The organism is Streptomyces spinoverrucosus (genome assembly GCF_015712165.1).
GTDB classification, from domain to species: domain Bacteria; phylum Actinomycetota; class Actinomycetes; order Streptomycetales; family Streptomycetaceae; genus Streptomyces; species Streptomyces spinoverrucosus_A.
Window position 1 is genome coordinate 7575723 of record NZ_JADPZX010000001.1, and the last position, 20933, is coordinate 7596655.

Here is a 20933-nt window from a genome sequence, read left to right on the forward strand (position 1 = left end):
TCCCCGATCTGCCCAAGACTTACGAGAGTCCGCCATGTACGAGCTGTCCCGGGTCCGCCTCTACTCCATCGGGCCCGCCGGTGCGCGCTACGCCGACACCGTGCTTGACCTGCGCGGTGTGGGCGAGCCCGTGCCCGACCCCGCGCCGACGCAGGCGGAGTTCTTCGAGGAGGAGCCGGTCGGCCCGCCGCGCCGGCCCGCGCCCGCCGGGGTGCTCTTCCTGGAGAACGGCGGCGGCAAGTCCGTACTGCTCAAGCTGATCTTCTCGGTGATGCTGCCGGGACACCGGAACACGCTGGGCGGCGCCAGCTCCGGTGTGCTGCGCAAGTTCCTGCTCGCGGACGACTGCGGGCACGTCGCGCTGGAATGGCAGCACGTCCTGACCGGCGAGTGTGTCGTCGTCGGCAAGGTGAGCGAGTGGCGCGGACGTCAGGTCTCCAACGACCCACGGAAGTTCGCCGAGGCCTGGTACTCCTTCCGGCCCGGCCCCGGGCTGACCCTGGACAACCTGCCCGTCGCCGAGTCCACCGTCGTACGGCCGCCCGTGGAGGGCCAGTCGGGGGCGCAGGGGCGGCGGCGCACCATGAAGGGGTTCCGGGACGCGCTGACCGAGGCGGGCAAGGCGTACCCGCACCTCGAAGTGCACTGGGAGGAGATCCACGAACGGTGGACCGAGCACCTCGGCGACCTCGGCCTCGACCCCGAACTCTTCCGCTATCAGCGGGAGATGAACGCCGACGAGGGTGAGGCAGCCGGTCTCTTCGCGGTCAAGAAGGACTCCGACTTCACCGACCTGCTGCTGCGCGCCGTCACCGACACGCGGGACACCGACGGGCTCGCCGATCTCGTCAGCGGCTTCGGCAACAAGCTGGGCAGGCGCGCCGAGCTGATCGCCGAGCGGGACTTCACCGCCGGGTCGGTCGACCTGCTCGGGCGGATCGTGGAGGCCGCCGAGGCCCGTGCACGCGCGCGTGACATCCACGCCGGGGCCGAGCGGCGGACGCGCACGCTGGCCCGGCGGCTGTCCGCGCGGGGCGCCCAGGAGCGGGTGCGGGCCGCCGACCTCGCGCAGCGGGTCACGGCCGCCGCCTACGCCGTGACCCACGCCGAGTCGGCCCGGGAGCGCAGCGCCCTGATCACCGCGGAACTCGCCTACCGGCACGCCTCGTTGGCGCTCGCCGCGGCCGAGAAGTCGGCGGCCGCGCAGAAGCGTGAGCTCGCCGACGCGCGCACCCTGCACTCGGCCTGGCAGGCCGCCGAGGCGGTGCTCCGCCACCGCGCCGCCGCCGACCGGGTCGCGCGCGTGGCCGCCGCGATCCAGGAGGCCGAACGGGACGCGGCTCCCGCGCTCGCGGCCCGGACCAGGGCCGCCGTGGATCTCGTACGAGCCCTGCACGCGGCGGCGGAGAGCGCCGAGGCGCTCGCGAACGAGGGGGAGGAGCGGTCCGCCGCACTCCAGGAGGTCAGCGACTGCGCGTACCGGGACTCCACCACCGCCGCCACGGAGGCGCAGCGGGCCCGCAGCGAGGCCGGGCACCTGCGGCAGCGCCTCACCGAGGTCGAGCAGGAGACCGCCGAGGCGGTGCGCGCGGGCTGGCTCGACGACAGCGCGCCCGACGCCGACCCGGCCCGTGCCGCCCTCGCGGCGAGCGACGCGGAGAAGTCGGCGGTGGCCGCCTGGGACACGGCCCGGGAGGCGTCCCGCCGGGCAAGCGAGCACGCGCGCGAGGCGGCGTCCGCCGAGTCCCGGGCCGAGCTGACGGCCGCCCGCGCGGCGGACGCGGCGACCGCGGCGGAGCGGGCGTACGACGGCGAGCGGCGGACGGCCGAGGCACTGGCGGCGGAGGAGCGCCTGGCGGAACTGCTCAGCCTGCCCACCGGCTCGGGCATGGGCACCGGCTCTGGCGTCGGCACCGGCTCCGCCATGGGCGTCGGCTCTGGCTCTGGCGTCGGAACCGGCACCGGCTCGGGCGTCGGCTCGGGCTTCGGGGTCGGCTCTGGCTCCGGCATGGGCACCGGCTCGGGCTTCGGGGTCGGCTCTGGCTCCGGCATGGGCGTCGGCTCGGGCTTCGGGGTCGGCTCTGGCTCCGGCATGGGCACCGGCTCGGGCGTCAGCTCCGGCTCCGGGGTCGGCTCTGGCTCCGGCTCTGGCTCCGGCATGGGCACCGGCTCCGGCGTCGGCACCGGTCCCGGTGGCATGGCAGGCGCCGGTGTGCCGGCGCCCCGCACGGGCGTCGACGCTGCGGACGACGGCACAGCGGGGCGTCGGGGCCCGGAGAACACGGCGGCCCCCGCCGACGGCCAGGCCGGGCAAGAGCGCGCCGCAGACCACGCCACCGGCGCGGCCGACACCCGCGCGCGGGCCGCGCGCCCCCGCACCGAGAGCCCCCTCACCCCCGAGGACCTCGACCGCTTCGCAGACGAGTTGCGCGAGCTGCTCGACGGCGCCGTCTCCTCGGCCGAGCGCCAGCTGTTCGAGCTGCGGACCGTCGCCGCCGACGACGCCCGCATCCTGGGCGCGCTCGGCGACGGAGGCCTGCTGCCGCCTGGCCCGGACGTGCTGGCCACCGTGGAGTTCCTCGGCGAGCACGGCATCCCCGCCCTGCCCGGCTGGCGCTACCTCGCGCAGGCCGTCGACCCCGCCGACCACGCGCGCGTACTGGCCGCCCGGCCCGAACTCGTGGACGGTGTGATCATCACCGACCCGGCCTCGCACGCACGCGCCCGGGAGGCGCTCAGCGACGCCGCGCTGCTGCCCCGCTCCGCCGTCGCGGTCGGTACGGCCGCCGCCCTGCTCGCACCCACCCCCGCCCCGGACGCCGAGAGCGACGGCGACGTCTTCCTCGTACCGCCGAACCCCGCCATGCACGACGAGCACGCCGCCGACGAGGAACGGCAGGCGTTGCGCGCGCGGGCGACCGAGCGGGACGAGGAGATCCGCAGGCTCGCGGCCCGGCTCGGCAAGGACCGCGAGCTGGCCGCGCGGCTCGCCTCGTGGCGTACGGGCTGTCCGGCCGGGCGGCTGGTGGAGCTGGCGCGCACCGCGCGGGAGACTCGCGCGTTCGCCGAGGAGGCCGAGGCCGAGCTGGCCGAGGCGCGGACCGTCCGGGCCGAGGCCGAGGAGGCAGCCGCGGAGGCCGCGCAGGCGCGCGAGGAGCGGCAGGAGGCCGCGCAGAAGGCCCGCCGCTCCGCCGACGCCCTCGCCGGGCTCGCGTTCCGGCTGCGGGAGCGGTCCGGCTGGCAGGTCCGCCTGCGTGAACTCGCCGACGAGGCCACCGAGTCCGAGGCCCGCGCCCAGGCCTGCCTGGAGCGGGCCCGCGCCGCCGACGAGGACCGGCGCGCCGCCCAGCGCGCCGCCGACGACGCCCGCCGCACCGCGCGTGCGCTGCGCGCCGAGCGCTCCGAGATCGCCGGCGCCCCCGACGACGTACCCGAAGACGACGCGGACGCGCCCAAGGCGTCGCTGCCCGCCCTGCGGGAGGCGTACCGGGCGGCATCCCAGGTGTACGAGAAGGTCGGCGTCGGCGCCGATCTGCGGGCCGAGCAGGCGCGGGCGGAGAGCGACGAGAGCGCGGCGCGCGCGGAGCTGGACCGGCTGAGCAACAAGGTCCGTACGCGCGCGGAGCAGCTGCTGCAGTCCCCCGACGGGTCCGACGGCCCGTCCCGGCAGGCCGCCGCCGCCCGCGCGGAGGAGCTGGTGCAGCTGTTGGAGACCCGGATGTCCAGCGCGAGCGAGCAGCTCGGCCGGCTGCGCGGCGAGGCCGAGCGGCACGCGCCCGAGGACGGCGACGCGCACACCGAGCTGCCCGAGGAGCTCCAGCCGCGCGACGCCGAGCACGCGCAGGCGCTGCTGCGCACGGCGACCGCCGAACTCGCCTCCCGCTCCGAGGCGTTGACCCAGGCCCGCGAGGCACACACCGAGCTGCTCGACGCGCACCGCGCCGCCGAGGACGCGGCCGGCGGCTTCGACGAGATCGCCGCACTGCTGCGGGACCTGCTGCGCGAGCACGCCGGGGAGGACGAGCAGGAGGCGCCGGAGCCGTACCCGGGCAGCCCGGAGGACGCCCGGCACTCCGCCGCCGAGGCCCGCCGGTCGCTGCGCGGCTGCGCCGCCGACCTGTCCGCCGCCGAGGCCGCCGTGCGCGAGGCGAGCGACATCCTCGTACGGCATGCCAACTCCACCCGCTACGAGCAGGTCCGCACCCCCGCCCGCCAGCAGATCCGTGAGCTGCCCGCGTCCGCGCTGCCCGAGCACGCGCAGAAGTGGGCCGACGCCTTCGCGCCCCGATTGCGCGTCCTCACCGACGAGTTGGCGCAGCTGGAGCGCAACCGGGACTCGATCGTGGACCGACTGCGCGGGTTGGTCGAGTCGGCGCTGGCCACGCTCAGGTCCGCCCAGCGGCTCTCCCGTCTGCCGGAAGGGCTCGGCGAGTGGTCCGGTCAGGAGTTCCTGCGGATCCGCTTCGAGGAACCCGACCAGGCCACCCTCACCGAACGGCTCGGCGAGGTCATCGACGAGGCGACCCGGGCCGCCGTCAAGAAGAACTCCGACCTGCGCCGCGACGGCATGTCCCTGCTGCTGCGAGGCGTGGCCGCCGCCCTGCAGCCCAAGGGCGTCGCAGTCGAGATCCTCAAGCCGGACGCCGTGCTGCGCGCCGAGCGCGTGCCCGTCGGGCAGATGGGCGACGTGTTCTCCGGCGGCCAGCTGCTCACCGCGGCCATCGCCCTGTACTGCACGATGGCCGCCCTGCGCTCCAACGACCGGGGCCGCGCCAAGCACCGGCACGCCGGCACCCTCTTCCTCGACAACCCCATCGGCCGCGCCAACGCGACGTATCTGCTGGAACTCCAGCGGGCGGTGTCGGACGCGCTGGGTGTGCAGCTCCTGTACACCACGGGCCTGTTCGACACGACCGCTCTGGCCGAGTTCCCCCTGGTCATCCGCCTGCGCAACGACGCCGACCTGCGGGCGGGCCTGAAGTACATCAGCGTGGAGGAACATCTCCGTCCGGGGCTGCCGCAGCAGCCCCAGGCGGGAGAGTCGGTGCACAGCGAGATCACGGCGACGAGAATGTTCAAACGCCCGGCCCCGGCAACGCCCTGAAGCGGCGGGGGCTCAACAGCTGCGCGCACTTCTCGCCGATCACCATCGTCGTGATGCACGGATTGACGGTCACCAGATCCGGCATCACCGACCCGTCCGCCACCCGCAGCCCCTCGACCCCCTTGACCCGCAGCCGCGCGTCGAGCGGGGCCGACGGGTCGTCGTCGGCGCCCATCCGCACCGTGCAGGACGGGTGGTAGACGGTGTTGTGCGTCTTGTGGATGTAGTCGAGCAGCTCGTCATCCGTCCTGGCGTCCGGCCCGGGCGCGAGTTCGGCGCCCGCCCAGCCGCTCAACGCGGGTTGTTCGACGATCCTCCGCGCCAGCCGCAGCCCGTACGTCATCACGCGCACGTCGTGCTCGTGCGTGAAGTACCGCGGATCCACCTTGGGCTTGTCCCGGTGGTCCCGCGTGCGCAGCCGTACCGTGCCCCGCGACTTCGCGCGCGTGACGTTCGGGGTGAGACAGAAGGCGTTCTCCGCCGTCGGATATCCCCATCGAACCGTGTTCATGTCGAACGGCACCGACCCGTAGTGGAACATCAGATCCGGCCGGTCCAGGCCCGGTTCGGTGTCGTAGAAGATGCCCGCCTCCCACCACTGACTGGACGTCGTGGGCATCGGCTGCCGCGCCTCCCACATGATGACGCCCTCGGGGTGGTCCTGGAGGTTCTCGCCCACGCCCGGGGCGTCCACCACGACCTCGACGCCGACCTCGCGCAGATGCGCGGCGGGCCCGATGCCGGACAGCATCAGCAGCTTGGGCGAGTCGATCGCCCCGCACGACACGATCACCTCGCGCCGGGCCCGTACCGTCCGCGTGTGCGCGAGGTCGGGGTCCAGGTACTCGGCGCCCACACACCGCCGCCCGTCCAGCACCAGCCGCTTGGCGCGCACGCCGGTCCGTACCTCCAGGTTGGGCCGCTTGCCCAGGACCGGGTGCAGATACGCCACGGAGGACGACTGGCGGACGTTGTTCTCGTCGGCGTTGATCTGGAACCAGTTGGCGCCCCGGATCACCGTCCGTCCCGTGTTGAAGGGGACCGTCGGGATGCCCGCCTGCTCGCAGGCCTTCAGCAGAGCGGTGCCGCACGGGTCGCCGCCCTTGAGCGTGCGCAGCCTCACCGGGCCGGAGCGGCCGTGGTGGTCGCCGTGCGCGTCGTTGTTCTCCAGCCGCCGGAACAGCGGGAACAGGTCGGCCGCGCTCCACCCCGTACAGCCCTGGGCGGCCCAGTCGTCGAGGTCCTCGGCCGGTGCCCAGAAGGCGATGCAGGAGTTGTGCGAGGAGCAGCCGCCGAGGACCTTGGCCCGGGCGTGGCGCAGAAAGCTGTTGCCGCGGGCCTGCGGTTCCACGGGGTAGTCCCAGTCGTAGCCGGACTCCAGCAGGCCCATCCAGCGTTCCAGTCTCAGTACGTCGTCGTCGCCGACGTCGCTCGGTCCGGCCTCCAGCACGCACACGGTGACCGACGGATCCTCGGAGTGCCGGGTCGCGACGACGTTGCCCGCGGTGCCGCCGCCGACCACCACATAGTCGAACTCGTCGAAGCGCATGAGCTGTTGGCCTCCTTCAGTCGGCGGCGGGAGCGGCGAGCGGAGCGGTCGGCTGGGTCTGAAGACGGTGTTCGGCCAGGACGCCCGTCCGGTGCCGCTGCACGAACCAGTAGTAGGCGAACCCGCCGCCCGCGATGATCGCGACGAACAGCACGGCACCCCACCGCAGGTACCAGTGGAAGGGGGCCGTCGCGTTGTAGACCGAGGCCCGTGGCCAGATCAGGTTGATGGTCATGGCGGCGCCCCACAGCACCGCGGCGATGTTCACGGGCAGCCCCCAGCGGCCCAGCGAGAACCTGCCCTCGGCCGGCTGCCACCTGCCGCGCAGCCGGGCCACCAGCATGGGCACGGTGACGCCGAGATAGGCCAGGTAGATCATGATGATGCCGATGCTGGTGACGACGGTGAAGATCTGCGGCTGGCGGATGTTGACCACGAGGATCGCCAGCGCCAGGACCCCGATGATCACGGCGGGCAGTACCGGTGTCTGGAAGCGCGGGCTGACCCGGGCCAGCAGGGCGGACGCCGGCAGGTTGTTGTCCCGGGCCATGGCGAACGCCAGCCGGATCGCCGCCGTGTGCACGGCCAGCGCGCACACGGTCACCGCGATCAGCACGCACCACAGCATCGCCTTGCCGGCCGTCGGACCGAGCACGTCGAGCACGATGTACTGCAGGCCCTGAGTCGACAGCTTCTCCCCGTTCAGGGCCGAGACGCTCATCAGCGCCAGGAGCAGCACGAGCCCGCCGAGCACGAAGGACGCGACGATCGCGCGGATGATGGCGCGCGGCGCGTTCCGGGACGGGTCCAGCGACTCCTCGCCGAGCGAGGCGGCCGTGTCGAAGCCGTACATGACGTACGCCGACGCCAGCGAGGCCACCAGGAACGCCCCCAGGTACCCGGCCGAGTGGCCCGCCCCGGTCCCGGCGGTGTCCGTGACGACCTGGGGGCCGCGCGTGATGTTCGCCGCGAGCAGCGCGATCAGTACGACGGTGGCGATCAGCTCGATGAACACGCCCGCCGTGTTGATCCGGGCCATCAGCTTGACGCCGAAGGCGTTCACCACGGTGGTGAACAGGATCAGCACCGCGGCCAGGATCACCGCGTTGGTCGCCACGTCGTAGGTGCCGGTGCCGTCCCCGACGAACTGGAAGAACGAGGAGATCTGCGGAAGCGTCAGCTGGTATGCCAGGGCCACGGCGGCGATCGACACGATCGAGGCGACCAGCATCATCCAGCCCGCGAGCCAGCCCAGATGCGGATTGCCTATCCTCTTCGACCAGTTGTAGACCGAGCCCGCGACCGGATAGCGGGCCGCCAGCTCCGCGAAGCACAGGGCCACCATGAACTGCCCGGCGAAGACCAGCGGCCACGACCACCAGTAGGCCGGGCCGCCGCTGCCGTAGCCGAAGTAGAACAGTTGGAAGGTGCCGGTCAGGATCGAGATGTAGCTGATCCCGGCGGCGAAGGTGTGGAAGTTGCCGAGGGTGCGTTTGAGTTCGGGGCGGTAGCCGAACTCGGCGAGCTCGACGTCGTCCTGGTGCGGGCCGGATGGTTGCTGCGTTGTCGCCATCGGCGGACTCCTGGTCGGCGGGGTGGTTTTGCAGGACTATGTCGCGAATCAGCCCTGGGGCGACGGCGCGGTGTTGCGCCAGATGTGCTTCGTCTCGCGGTACTCGGCGAGCCCGGACGGCCCGAGCTCGCGCCCGGTCCCGGACTGCTTGACGCCGCCCCACTCGGCCTGCGGGACGTACGGGTGGTAGTCGTTGATCCACACCGTGCCCAGGCGCAGCCGCGCCGCGACCCGCGCGGCCCGGGCCTCGTCGCTGGTCCACACGGCGCCCGCCAGCCCGTAGATCGTGTCGTTGGCGAGGCGCACCGCCTCGTCCTCACCGGTGAAGCGTTCAACGGTGAGGACCGGGCCGAAGGACTCCTCCTGGACCACGGACATGGCGGCGGTGCACTCGTCCAGCACGGTCGGCAGGTAGTAGAAGCCGTCGTCGAGGCCTGGTCCCGAGGGGCGTTTCCCGCCGCAGCGCAGCACCGCGCCCTCCGCCAGCCCTTGAGCGACGTACGCCTCGACCTTGGCACGGTGGGCCGCCGAGATCAGCGGCCCGCTCTGTGTCCGCTCGTCGAACGGTCCCCCGAGCCGGATCCCGTTCGCCCGCCGTACGACCTCGTCGACGAACCGGTCGTGCAGCGCGTCCTCCACCAGCAGCCGCGCGCCCGCCGAACACACCTGACCGGAGTGCAGGAACACGGAGGTCAGGGCCATGTCGACGGCGGTGTCGAAGTCGGCTTCGGCGAAGATGATGTTGGGGTTTTTGCCGCCGAGTTCCAGGGCGACCTTCTTCACCGTCCTGGCGGCGGCCGCCATCAGCCGCCGGCCGGTCTCCAGACCGCCGGTGAAGGAGACGAGGTCCACGTCCGGGTGGTCGGCGAGCGGGGCGCCCGCCTGTGGACCGGCGCCGAGGACCAGGTTGGCCACCCCGGCCGGCAGCCCCGCCTCCGCGAGTAGCCGCACGAGGTGGATCGCGGTGTGCGGGGTGAGCTCGCTGGGCTTGAGGACGAAGGTGTTGCCGGCGGCCAGGGCGGGGGCGACCTTCCAGGAGGTCTGGAGGAGCGGGTAGTTCCAGGGGGTGATCAGCGCGCAGACGCCGACCGGCTCGTACACCACCCGGCTGTCGACGCCCGCGCGGCCGGTGTCGACGACCCGCCCGGTCTCGGTGGCGACCAGCCGCCCGTAGTAGCGGAAGCAGCCAACGACGTCATCGATGTCGTACTCGCTCTCGACCAGCCGTTTCCCCGTGTCCAGCGACTCGGCGCGGGCGAGCGCTGCCCGGTCCCGTACGAGGAGGTCGGCGACGCGCAGCAGCAGGTCACCGCGTTCCTGCGGGGCCGTGTGCGGCCAGGGGCCGGCGTCGAAGGCGCGGCGGGCCGCGGCGACGGCCTCGGCGGTGTCCTTGCCGCCCGCCTCGTCCACCACCCCGACCAGCGAGCCGTCGGCCGGGCAGCGGATCTCGCGGGTGCCTCCGTCGAGGGCACCGCGCCACTCGCCGTCAATGAGCAGATCCCGCATGCCCGCCTCCCAGCTTCTCGGTCAGCCACGCGTGGAAGAGGCCGATGTGGTGCTCGTTGGGAACCAGCACACCGCCCTTTCGGTACGCGCGGGACCCCATGGCCGGCTGAGTCCTTTCACAGGCGTCGAAGTCCTGCACGTTCACACGGTGGAACAGCTCCACCGACTTCGACACGTCCGCGCCCGACGCCACCACCTCCGGCGAGTACAGCCAGTCGCACTCGACGACCGTGCGGTCGTGGGCGAGCGGGAACATCCGGTGCAGGATGACGTGGTCCGGTACGAGGTTGACGAAGACCGTCGGCTTGACGGTGATCGCGTAGTAGCGGCGGTCCTGATCCTCGGTGAGGTCGGGGAGGGGGCGGAAGCCCTCGCTGCCGTCCACCGTGAAGCCGCGGATCTCCTCCCCGAACTCCGCGCCGTGTCCCACGTAGTACTGGGCCGCGTAGCCGTCCGCGAACTCCGGCAGGACGTCGGTCAGTTCGGGGTGGATCGTGGCGCAGTGGTAGCACTCCATGAAGTTCTCGACGATCAGCTTCCAGTTCGCCTTCACGTCGTAGGAGATGCGTTTGCCGAGGGCGAGGTTCTCCGTGCCGTAGTGCTCGATCGCGGCCGCGTCGCCCAGCCGTTCGACGGCCGCGCCCATCACCGTCTCCTCGAAGGAGGGCGGTTCGTCGGCCAGGCACACCCAGACGTAGCCGAGCCACTCGCGCAGCTGGACCTTGATCAACCCGTACGCGACACGATCAATGTCAGGCATCTTGATCAAGTTGGGTGCAGCGATCAACGTGCCGTCGAGGTCGTACGTCCACGCGTGGTACGGCACTGGAGGTTGCGCCGGATCAGGCCCTCCTGTTCCAGGCAGAGCCGGGCGCCTCGGTGGCGGCAGACGTTGAGGAAGGCGCGCAGTTCGCCCTTGCGGGTGCGGGTGACGAGGACGTTCTCGCGGCCGACCTGGACGGTGCGGAAGGCGCCGGGGGCGGCGAGGTCGGCGCTGCGGACCGCGCAGAACCACATCGACTCGAAGAGGAGTTCCTGTTCCTGCCGGAAGATCCCCGGGTCGGTGTAGTAGGCACCGGGGAGGGTGGCGATCAGACTCGGGGAGAGCGGGGTCGTCGACACGGCGGGGCTCCTCAGGCGGGCGCGGCGGCGAGGCGGGCGGGGTCGAACAGGCCGATGGGGTGGCCGGTCGTGCCGGTCAGGGCCAGATCGGCGAGGATCTCCCCGACCACGGGCACGAACTTGAAGCCGTGCCCGGAGAAACCGCAGGCCACGGTGACCGACCCGGGGTGCGCCGGGTGGCGGGCGATGACGAAGTGCTCGTCCGGAGTGTTCGAGTACATGCAGGTGGCGGCCTTGAGGAAGGTGCCCGGCAGCTCCGGGATGCGGTCCGCCATGTGGTCCGCCATGGCCTGGACCTCGTGGTCGTACACCGTCCGGTCGATGGTCTCGGCGGTGGTGACCTCGCCCTTGCGGAAGAAGGCGACCTTGGCGCCGAGGCCGGGGCCGTCGATGGCCGGGAAGCCGTACACCTGGACGCCCTCGGTGTCCTCCCAGATGTAGATGGGGTGACGCTCCGGGAGGAAGGGCCCGATACCGCCCTTCGGCTCGAACCAGTACATGACCTGCCGCTCGATCGTGAACGGCACCCCGACGTCGGTGAGCAGCCGCGGCGCCCACGCGCCCGGGCAGATCACCAACTGCCCGGCCGTGTACGTGTTCTCCGCGGTGTGCACCCGAACCCCGTCCCGGTACGGCTCCCAGCGGGTCATCGGCTCGTCGAAGTGCAGCTCGGCGCCCTGGCGGCCGGCCAGCTGCAGGTGTGCGGCGACGGTGTTCTCCGGACGCAGCAGGCCCGCCTTCCGCTCGTAGAGGGCGACTTCGTCGTCCCGGGGCGTGAGGGTCGGGAACCGGCGGCGGATCTCCCGTGCGTCCAGCACCTCGTGCGGCAAACCCCACTGCCGGGCCGAGCGGAGCGAGCCGGAGACGGTCCGCGAGTCGGGGCGGCCGACCATCACGCCGCCGCTGAGGATCGCGATCCGACGTCCGGTGGCCCGCTCCAACTCGTCGTACAGCTCGTAGGCGCGCAGCAGCAGTGGGACGTAGGCCGGATCCTCGAAGTACGACTGCCGGGTGATCCGGGAACCGCCGTGGCTGGAGCCCCGGTTGTGGACGGGGCCGAACTTCTCCAGGCCGAGGACGCGCGCGCCGCGCGCCGAGAGGTGGTGGGCGGCGGCGCTGCCCATACCGCCGAGACCGATGACGATCACGTCGTACGTGGGGGACATACGGCTCTCCTAACGGCGGATGCGGGTCATCTTCGGGTCGAAGAGCGGCTCGTCGGCGACGGTCGCCGCGACTTTCCCGCCGAAGTAGTCGATGTGTACGGCGGTCCCGGTGGTGAGGGCCGCGGGCAGCCAGGCGTAGGCGATGCAGCGGCCGAGGGTGTAGCCGTACGACGCGCTGGTCACGTAACCGGCGGGGGAGCCGTCGACATATACGGGCTCCTTGCCGAGGACCACGGAGGCCGGGTCGTCGAGGAGGAGGGGGGTGAGGCGGCGGGGCGGTGACGCCGCCGACCGGGCCTGTTGCGGTGACTGGGCCTGTTGCGGTGACCGGGCCTGTTGCGGTGACTGGGCCTGTTGCGGTGACTGGGCCTGTTGCGGTGACCGGGCCTGTTGCGGTGACTGGGCCGCTTCAAGTGCCGCCTTGCCGGTGAAGTGCTGCTTGTCCATGCGCACCGCGAAGCCGAGGCCCGCCTCGAAGGGGTTGTGCTCGTCGGTCATGTCGACGCCCCAGGCCCGGTAACCCTTTTCGAGCCGCAGGGAGTTGAAGGCGGAGCGGCCGGCCGCGACGACGCCGAGGTGCTGCCCGGCCTGCCACAGGGTGTCCCAGAGGCGCAGGCCCAGGTCGGCGGTGGTGTACAACTCCCAACCGAGCTCACCGACGTACGACAGGCGCATGGCCGTGACAGGGACATGGCCGATGTACGTCTGCCGGGCGCGGAAATAGCCGAAGGCCTCGTGTGAGAAGTCGTCGGGAGTGAGGGGCTGGACGAGGTCGCGGGCGAGGGGGCCCCAGACGCCGATGCAGCAGGTGCCGGAGGTGATGTCCTCGATGTGCACGTTCGTGGGGGCGTGGCGCAGGAGCCAGTCGAGGTCGGCGGGGGAGTTGGCGCCGACCTGGAAGCGGTCGGGGGCGAGTCGGGCGACGGTGAGGTCGGAGCGGATGCCGCCGGTGTCGTCGAGGAGGAGGGTGTAGGTGACCGCGCCGGGTTTCTTGCGGAGGTTGTTGGTGGTCATGCGGTCGAGGAAGTCCAGGGCGCCGGGGCCCTCGACCTTGAGGCGGCGCAGGGGTGTCATGTCGTAGAGGGCGACTCGCTCGCGGGTCGCCTTCGCCTCGGCCGCCGCGATGGGGGACCAGTGGCGGGCGGACCAGGCGTCGCGGGAGGGGGGCTCGATGCCGTCGGAGAGAGAGGAGTTGGCGAGGGGGGCGTCGGCGAGGGGCGCGTTGGCCTCGTACCAGTGGGGGCGTTCCCAGCCGCCGCCTTCGAGGAAGTAGGCGCCGAGTTGCTGCTGGCGGGTGTGGAAGGGGCTGACGCGGAGGGGGCGGGGGTGCTCCAGGGGCTGGAGGGGGTGGATGACGTCGTACACCTCGACGAACTGCTGTGAACCGCGTTCACGGACATACGACGGTGAACGCTGCGCTTCCTCGAAACGCGTGACGTCGCATTCGTGCACGTCGATGGCCGGACGCCCGTTCACCATCCACTCGGCGACGGCCTTGGCGACCCCCGCGGAATGGGTCACCCAGACCGCCTCCGCCAGCCAGAAGCCCCTGACGGTGCGCGACTCGCCGAGCAGCGGCATGCCGTCCGGGGTGAAGGAGAAGACGCCGTTGAAAGCCGTGCCGAGGTCGATGTCGATGGCGGTGTCGCGGAGCGCGGGCATCAGCCGACGGCAGTCGTCCCAGCTCGCGGCCCAGTCGTCCGGCGTGAACGGATACGAGGACGGCATGTCCATGCCCCGGGCCCGGGCCTCGTCGTACGGCGGGATCGTGAACGGGTCGACCGGCAGTGGTCGGTGGGCGTAGGAACCGATGCCGAGGCGGTCGGCGTGTTCACGGAAGTAGAGGTCGCGGTCCTGGAAGCGGAGGATGGGCTTCGAGGCCTCCGTCGTGGCGGCGCCGAGCTCGGGGAGCGGCATCGTCCTGACGTACTGGTGTGCGAGGGGTTGCAGGGGGACGTCGACACCGGCCATCCGGCCGACGACCGGACCCCAGAATCCGGCCGCCGAGACGACGTGGTCGGCGGGGAAAGAGCCCCGGTCGGTGACGACTGCGGTGACGTGGCCGTCCTGGCTTTCGATTCCGGTGACCGTGTGGCGGTCCAGGAACCGGGCGCCCCGCCCGGTGGCCCGCTCCATCTGGACCCGGGCGGCGAGCACCGCGCGGGCCAGTCCGTCGTCGAGTGTGTGGAAACCGCCGAGGACGATCGACTCGTCGATCAGCGGCCAGAGTTCCTTGCAGCGGGCAGCGCTCACCACCTCGCCGCGGACACCCCAGGCCGCGGCCCAGCCGGCCTTGCGGTGCAGGTCGGCCAGGCGCTCGGGTGTCGTGGCGAGTTCCAGACCACCGACCTGGTCGAAGCAGGAGAGGCCGTCCGCTTCGAGGGCGGAGAACTTCTCGACCGTGTACCGCGCGAACTCCGTGAGCGTCTTGGACGGGTTGGTCTGGAAGACCAGGCCGGGCGCGTGGGAGGTGGATCCGCCGGGTGCGGGCAGCGGGCCCTGCTCCAGGACGGTGACGTCGGACCAGCCGAGGGCGGTGAGCTCGTCGGCGAGCGAGCAGCCGACGATGCCGCCACCGACGATGACCACGCGCGGCTGCTGCGGGCGAATTTCGGGCGTGAGGGTGTGGCCGTCGGAAAGCTCGCTGTTCGCGCCGGAGGCGACGACGCGTTCTGCTCCTACGGTCCGGTGGGCGCTCACAGCACCACCACCGAACGCAGCACTTCGCCCCGGTGCATCTTGGCGAACGCCTCCTCCACCTGGTCCAGCGCGACCGTCTCGGTCACGAAGGCGTTGAGGTCGAGCAGCCCGTACAGGTACTGGTCGATCAGGAACGGGAAGTCGCGGCTCGGCAGACAGTCGCCGTACCAGGAGGACTTGATCGCGCCGCCCCGTGAGAACACGTCGATCAGCGGCAGTTCGACCTTCATCTCCGGTGCCGGGACGCCGACCTGGACCAGCAGGCCCGCGTGGTCGCGCATGTAGAAGGCCTGTTTGAAGGTCTCCGGGTGACCGACCGCGTCGATGGCGATGTCGACGCCGAAACCGTCGGTGAGCTCGCGGACCGCCGCCACCGGGTCCGTGCCTCGGGAGTTGACGGTGTGCGTGGCACCGAACTTCTCGGCCTGGTCCAGCTTCTTGTCGTCGATGTCGACGGCGATCACCTTCATGGCGCCGTTGAGGCAGGCGCCCGCGATGGCCGCGTTGCCGACGCCGCCGCAGCCGATGACGGCGACCGAGTCGCCCCGGCCGACGTTCCCGGTGTTGACCGCGGCACCGTACCCCGCCATCACACCGCAGCCGATGAGACCCGCGGCCTCGGGACGGGCGGCCGGGTCGATCCTCACCGCCTGACCGGCCGCGACCAGCGTCTTCTCGGCGAACGCGCCGATGCCGAGCGCGTTGCTCAGCGGGGTGCCGTCCAGCAGCGTCATCGGCCGGGTGGCGTTGCGGGAGTCGAAGCAGTACCAGGGCCGGCCCCGCCGACAGGAACGACAGGAACCGCACGGAGCCCGCCACGCCAGCACCACATAGTCGCCCGGGCGGAGGTCGGTGACACCCTCGCCGACCGCCTCGATCGTGCCGGCCGCCTCATGGCCCAGCAGAAACGGGAAGTCGTCCGTGATCGCGCCCTCCCGGTAGTGCAGATCCGTGTGACAGACCCCGCAGGCCTGCACGGCCACAAGGACCTCTCCGGGCCCCGGATCGGGCACGACGATCGTCCGCACCTCGACGGGTGCGCCCTTCTTGACAGCAACTACGGCACGGACCTCATGTGGCACGACCTAGCTCCTCTGCTGTTGCGCAATACAAGATGGGTTGCGCGATAGGGAACATAGTGAGAACGCCGTCACGGGGCCGTCAAGGGGCGCGGGTTAACCCTCGGCAAAAGCAGCCGCAGGGGCCGAAACGTGCTGGACACACAGCAGTGCGGGACCAGGAAGTTCCCGGTCCCGCACTGCGGTTCGTGCTGCGTCGGGAGTCTGCCCGACCCTCGGTCAGAAGCCGTATCCCATACGCCGGGACAGCTCGGCGCCCGCCGCCACCGTGCGCTTGGTCAGCTCGGGCAGCCGGTCGCTGTTCAGCCGGTACACCGGCCCGGAGACACTGATCGCGGCGAGCACCTTGCCGTCGTGCGCCCGGATCGGCGCGGCCACGGCGGCGAGCCCCAGCTCCAGCTCCTCGATGGTCACGCCGTACCCCTGCTCGATCACGGCCTCCAACTCGCCGCGCAACATGGTCGCGCCGGTGATGGTGCGCTCGGTGAACCGGGGCAGCGACCGCGCGAGCAGACCTTCGCGCAGCGTGGGCGGCATGTGCGCCAGCAGCACCTTGCCGCTGGAGGTCGCGTGCAGGGGGGTGCGCCGGCCGAGCCAGTTCTGCGCGGTGACGGACGCGGTGCCGCGGGCCTGCATGATGTTGACGGCCGCGTCGTCGTCGAGGACCGCGATGTTCACCGTCTCGCCGAGCTCGTCGGCGAGTTCCCGGCAGACCGGGACGCCCTCCTGCGAGATGTCCAGCCGCACCGCCGCCGCCCCCGCCAGGCGTAGTACGCCGGCGCCCAGGTAGTACTTGCCGCGGTCCTTCGCCTGGGCCACCAGGCCGCGGTTCTCCAGGACGCCGAGCAGCCGGAACGCCGTGGACTTGTGCACGTCCAGCTCGTCGGCGATCTCGGTGACGCCCGCCTCACCGTGCCGGGCGAGGATCTCCAGCACGCTCACCGCACGGTCCACCGACTGCACGGCGCTGGCCGCGCCCCTGCCGCCCTGCCTCGCGCTCTTGTCGACGGTCTCCTCGCCGTGGTCGGACTGCTTCTGCGTGCGGGCCATAGCTCAACTCTCACCACCTGACGGCCCTGTTTGGGCCGCATCTGCGGGAAACCCTTGACGCGACGGTCGCCCCGCCCGGATTCTGTTGCGCATAGCGCCGACTCGTGCGCCATACGAAACATCATGTTACCGAAGCGTCGGGCACCCGGAAGGGGGCCGAACTGTCCGAACCGACGGGGGGCCGGTCTTGGGTCGTCGCGGGTCCGAGTTCGGGCTGTCGCGGGTCCGAGTTCGGGCTGTCGCGGGTCCGAGCGTGGGTCGTCGCGGGTCCGAGCGTGGGCTGTCGCTGGTCCGAGCCTTAGGCCGCTGCTGGTCCGGCTGCGGACTGACGCTGGTCCCGGCGTTGGGTCGGCGCTGCTCCGTGCTCCGTGCTCCGTGCTCCGTGCTCCGTGCTCGTGAAGTCTCTCGAACTCCCTTGCTAGGCAGTGCACGCCGCAGTTCTGCCGGACCAACGAAGATCCGCACTCCCTGATCGGGCTGCCCTGTCCGATCCATCCGTTACGCCTGGACCACACACGTCCGGACCGAGTGTCCAGGACTGAGAGGGGGGCCCGTGATTCCCGTCTGCCGCCTTGAAGACCTCCCCGAGGGCGAGTCCGTCCGCGTCGAGACCACTCCGCCCGTCGGGGTGTTCCACACCGAGGACGGCGAGCTGTACGCCATCGACGACACCTGCACCCACCAGGACGCCTCCCTCTCCGAGGGGTGGCTGGAAGGCTGCCTGATCGAATGCCCACTCCACGCGGCGTCATTCGACCTGCGCACGGGCCGACCGACCTGCCTGCCCGCTCGCCGCGCCGTGCGGACCCATCGGGTGACCGTGGACGACGGGATCATCCACGTCCACCTGGCGGCGGAGGAGGGTAGTGCCGCGTGACGTGAGGGGGCTGAGGGGGCCCGGGGCCTGTAATTGCCCTCGCCCGGCGGCGTACTCCACGCAAGTCGCCGGCACTGTCAGTCCCGCTGGCTGCGTGGCTCCGGTGCATTCGCCCTCCCTTCGCCTGTTTCGCTGTTCCGCTCTGGCGTGTCTCTGCTCCATCCAACCCCCGCCCCAGAAAGGACCCGCGCCGCATGAGGACCGTGACCATCGTCGGCGCCTCGCTCTCCGGTCTGTACGCCGCCCGCGAGCTGCGCGCCCAAGGCTTCGAGGGCCGGCTGGTGATCGTCGGCGACGAAGCCCACCGTCCGTACGACCGCCCGCCCCTGTCGAAGGACTTCCTCACCGGCCGCACCGACGAGACCCAACTCGCCCTCACCGACCCCGAGGAAACCGCCGACCTCCAGGCCGAGTGGCTCCTCGGCATCCGCGCCCGCGGCCTCGATCCCCGCACCCGCACCGTCCTACTGGACGACGGCCGCGCCGTCCCCACCGACGGCCTCGTCATCGCCACCGGCGCCTCGGCCCGCCGCCTTCCCGGCGACCACCTCACAGGCATCCACACCCTCCGCACCCTCGACGACGCCCGCGCCCTGCGCGAGGAACTCACCCGTGGCCCCCGCCGCGTCGTCGTCATCGGCGCCGGATTCATCGGCGCCGAGACAGCGTCCTCGTGCGCCGCCCTCGGTCACCGCGTCACCGTCATCGAGGCCGCCCCGCTCCCGCTCCTGCCCCAACTCGGCCCCGAGATGGCCGCCGTCTGCGCCGAACTCCACCGGCGGGGTGGAGTGGAGCTGATCACCGGGACGGGAGTGGCTGCGCTGCGCGGTACGGGCGCCGTCATGGCAGTGACAGGGGCGCTTGGTGAGGGCGCCGTGACCGGAGTGGCAGGGGCGTGTGGTGCTGCGGGCGCCATGACCGGAGTGGCAGGGGCGTGTGGTGCTGCGGGCGCCGTGACCGGAGTAGCAGGGGCGCTTGGTGCGGGCGCCGTGACTGGAGTAGCCGAGCCGTATGGTGAGGGCGTCGTCACCGGCGTGGCTGGGTCGCATGGTTGGGGTGCCGTCACCGGAGCGGCCGGACCGCCTGGCAGTAGCGCGGTCGCCGGATCGGCCGGGCCGCGCGGCAGCGGCACCGTCACCGGCGTGGCTCTCACCGACGGTCGCACGCTTCCCGCCGACATCGTGATCATCGGCATCGGCGCCACCCCCAACACCGGCTGGCTGACAGGCTCGACGCTCGCCCTGCACGACGGCGTCCTGTGCGACGACGGCTGCGTGACATCACTGCCGCAGGTGGTCGCCGTCGGCGACGTCGCCCGGGTCGGTGGCTCCCGTGCGGAACACTGGACCTCCGCGACCGAGCAACCCCGCGTCGCCGTGGCCAACCTGCTCGCCGGACGCACAGTCGAGACCGTGTGCTCCGTGCCGTACTTCTGGTCCGACCAGTACGGCGCACGCATCCAGTTCGCCGGCCGCCGCCAGGACGGCGACACGGTCCGCATCGTCGAGGGCGACGCCACCGCACCGGACGGCGGCGGCTTCCTCGCGCTGTACGAGCGGGAGGGGTGTACTACCGCCGTACTCGCGGTGGACCGTCCACGGCCGTTCCTGCGCGTACGACGCGAACTCGCGCGCGGGGTGGGGAACGTGCGAGCTCCCTCACAGAGCTCTTGAGCGTGTGCTCCGCAGAGACTCGCAGGCGCAAACCCTCGTTTCGGAAAGCTCTTGGACGCACGCCGCAGGGAGTTTGCTTGGGTGCATGCCCTGTCTCAGAAGGCGCCCGGGCGGGAGCTAGTGGGTGGGGTGGTGCACCACCTCGCAAGGCTCTGGAACGCAGGCCGACTGGAGTCTCTTGGGCCCGCGCCCCGCTTCGAAGCCGTGAGCGTAGGCCCGCCGGGGGTTCGTGGGCTCGCCCCGCTCCGGGACGCTCTGGAGCGTAGGCCCCGCAGGGTCCTTGGGCCCGCGCCCCGCTTCGAAGCTCTGGAGCGTAAGCGGGCCGGGGGTTCGTGGGCTCGCCCCGCTTCGAAGCCGTGAGCGTAGGCCCGCCGGGGGTGTTCGTGGGCTCCCACCCCGCTTCGGAACGCTCTGGAGCGTAGGCCCTGCCAGGGGTCCTTGGCTCCGCGCCCCGCTTCGGAAGGCCCCTGGAGCGCACGCCCGTGCCGCCGCCTGCCCAGCCGGCCCGAGCCGGCTCACTCGCCCAACCGGGCCCACCCCAACCGTCCGACCACCCGACCGCCTCAGGGATGCGACAACTGCCCCGCCCCGCCCCGCCGACGTATCCGCTCCTGCGCCCGCTCGGCGGCACGGGCCTGTCGTCGGGCCTGGCGGCGTTCGCGGCGCAGCGCCCGGGCCGTGCTGCTCGGTGTCGACACCACACCATTGCGCTGGCTCCACACCTGACGTGTCACCCACACGTCGAGCACACTCCAGGTGGCCACCACGGTGCTGGCGATACTGCTGAGCACCATGGGGAACGCGAGCCAGGACCCGGCAAGGGTGCACAGGAACGCCACCATCGCCTGTATCAACGTCACGGCCATGATGAGCACCGCCCGCACCGCGGCCGTCCGCACCGGATCCGGCAGCCGACGCCGCTTCGCGGGCTCCTCGACCCACAACGGCCGATAATGCGGTCGCTCTTGGGATGCCTCTGGCTCAGGGGACCGCGAGGCGCCCTCGTAAGCCTGCGCCCCTCGGGCCCCAGTTTCCCCTTCGCTCGCCTCCGTCGTCAGGTCCCCGTCCGGCACCGTCAGTCCGCCCACCCGAATGTCGCGATCCGGCGCCTCGGCGCCCCGCCGCGCCGTCATGTGTGCGACCACACCTGTGCCGGGCGCCTCATGCCGCTCCGCCGTGCCCATCACTGTGTCACTCCCCACCGCCAGCAGACCGATCGCCCCAGTCCGAAGACCGACTCCCCATTGGCTGCCCGGCTTGCGCTGTTTTACGCCGCCCGGGTGCAGGATGCGGCTCCTGTGGCCGATTCCGCCCCCATTTCCTGTAGAGAAGGACGAACGGTGCGCCCCGAAGATTCCCACCGGGCGAAAAATTCCGGCCAAACACCCAGACTTGCTGACCGGATCCGGCTTCACGGGTGCCGCCAGATTCAAGGCGGCAATCTCCCGCAATGACCGGACAACTCCCCATGATCACAACGCGTATGGAAGCACTCCTTCCGGAACACCCTTCGAGTTACGGGTGCGTCGGTAGT

At 71.8% G+C, this 20933-nt stretch carries 11 protein-coding genes and 1 pseudogene; 3 read left to right on the forward strand and 9 right to left on the reverse strand.

Annotation, left to right across the window (positions count from 1 at the left end):
• The first annotated feature begins 34 nt into the window (after window positions 1–34).
• Window positions 35–5104, forward strand: a complete 5070-nt coding sequence (locus I2W78_RS34460; RefSeq protein ID WP_196464163.1) for a hypothetical protein — start codon at window positions 35–37, stop codon at window positions 5102–5104.
• Here the strand turns inward: I2W78_RS34460 and I2W78_RS34465 are convergent.
• The 8 genes and pseudogenes from I2W78_RS34465 to I2W78_RS34505 all read right to left on the reverse strand — a co-directional run bounded on the left by I2W78_RS34465 (window position 5076) and on the right by I2W78_RS34505 (window position 16849).
• Entirely contained in the window at window positions 5076–6653 is a 1578-nt protein-coding gene (locus I2W78_RS34465; protein ID WP_196464164.1) for a GMC family oxidoreductase, read from the reverse strand. The two genes, I2W78_RS34460 and I2W78_RS34465, sit on opposite strands and share 29 nt — an antisense overlap.
• Before the next feature lie 16 nt (window positions 6654–6669).
• Window positions 6670–8226, reverse strand: coding sequence for an APC family permease (locus I2W78_RS34470; RefSeq protein WP_196464165.1), 1557 nt, complete (start codon window positions 8224–8226; stop codon window positions 6670–6672).
• 48 nt (window positions 8227–8274) lie between these two features.
• On the reverse strand, window positions 8275–9732 hold the full coding sequence (locus I2W78_RS34475; RefSeq protein ID WP_196464166.1) for an aldehyde dehydrogenase family protein: 1458 nt from the start codon (window positions 9730–9732) through the stop codon (window positions 8275–8277).
• Window positions 9713–10854, reverse strand: a pseudogene (locus I2W78_RS34480) (aromatic ring-hydroxylating oxygenase subunit alpha). The gene I2W78_RS34475 and the pseudogene I2W78_RS34480 overlap by 20 nt, the downstream one beginning before the upstream one ends.
• Window positions 10855–10865: 11 nt before the next feature.
• On the reverse strand, window positions 10866–12020 hold the full coding sequence (solA, locus tag I2W78_RS34485) for an N-methyl-L-tryptophan oxidase (protein WP_196464167.1): 1155 nt from the start codon (window positions 12018–12020) through the stop codon (window positions 10866–10868).
• 9 nt (window positions 12021–12029) lie between these two features.
• On the reverse strand, window positions 12030–14630 hold the full coding sequence (locus I2W78_RS34495; RefSeq protein ID WP_307783997.1) for a GcvT family protein: 2601 nt from the start codon (window positions 14628–14630) through the stop codon (window positions 12030–12032).
• A gap of 86 nt (window positions 14631–14716) precedes the next feature.
• Window positions 14717–15802 carry an S-(hydroxymethyl)mycothiol dehydrogenase gene (locus I2W78_RS34500; RefSeq protein ID WP_196464168.1) on the reverse strand — a complete coding sequence of 362 codons (1086 nt, stop codon included), beginning with the start codon at window positions 15800–15802 and terminating at the stop codon, window positions 14717–14719.
• 216 nt (window positions 15803–16018) lie between these two features.
• A complete protein-coding gene (locus tag I2W78_RS34505) occupies window positions 16019–16849 on the reverse strand; it encodes an IclR family transcriptional regulator (protein WP_230885683.1) in 831 nt (276 codons plus the stop codon).
• Between the two features lie 553 nt (window positions 16850–17402).
• On the opposite strand from I2W78_RS34505, the gene I2W78_RS34510 reads away from it, so the two are divergent.
• Together I2W78_RS34510 and I2W78_RS34515 are read left to right on the forward strand one after the other, a co-directional pair.
• Window positions 17403–17726, forward strand: coding sequence for a bifunctional 3-phenylpropionate/cinnamic acid dioxygenase ferredoxin subunit (locus I2W78_RS34510; RefSeq protein WP_196464169.1), 324 nt, complete (start codon window positions 17403–17405; stop codon window positions 17724–17726).
• A gap of 194 nt (window positions 17727–17920) precedes the next feature.
• On the forward strand, window positions 17921–19399 hold the full coding sequence (locus I2W78_RS34515) for an NAD(P)/FAD-dependent oxidoreductase (RefSeq protein ID WP_196464170.1): 1479 nt from the start codon (window positions 17921–17923) through the stop codon (window positions 19397–19399).
• A gap of 563 nt (window positions 19400–19962) precedes the next feature.
• On the opposite strand, the gene I2W78_RS34520 is transcribed toward I2W78_RS34515, so the two are convergent.
• The gene (locus I2W78_RS34520) at window positions 19963–20583 is read right to left on the reverse strand and encodes a hypothetical protein (RefSeq protein WP_196464171.1); all 621 of its coding nucleotides are present in this window, start codon (window positions 20581–20583) and stop codon (window positions 19963–19965) included.
• Between the last annotated feature and the right edge of the window lie 350 nt (window positions 20584–20933).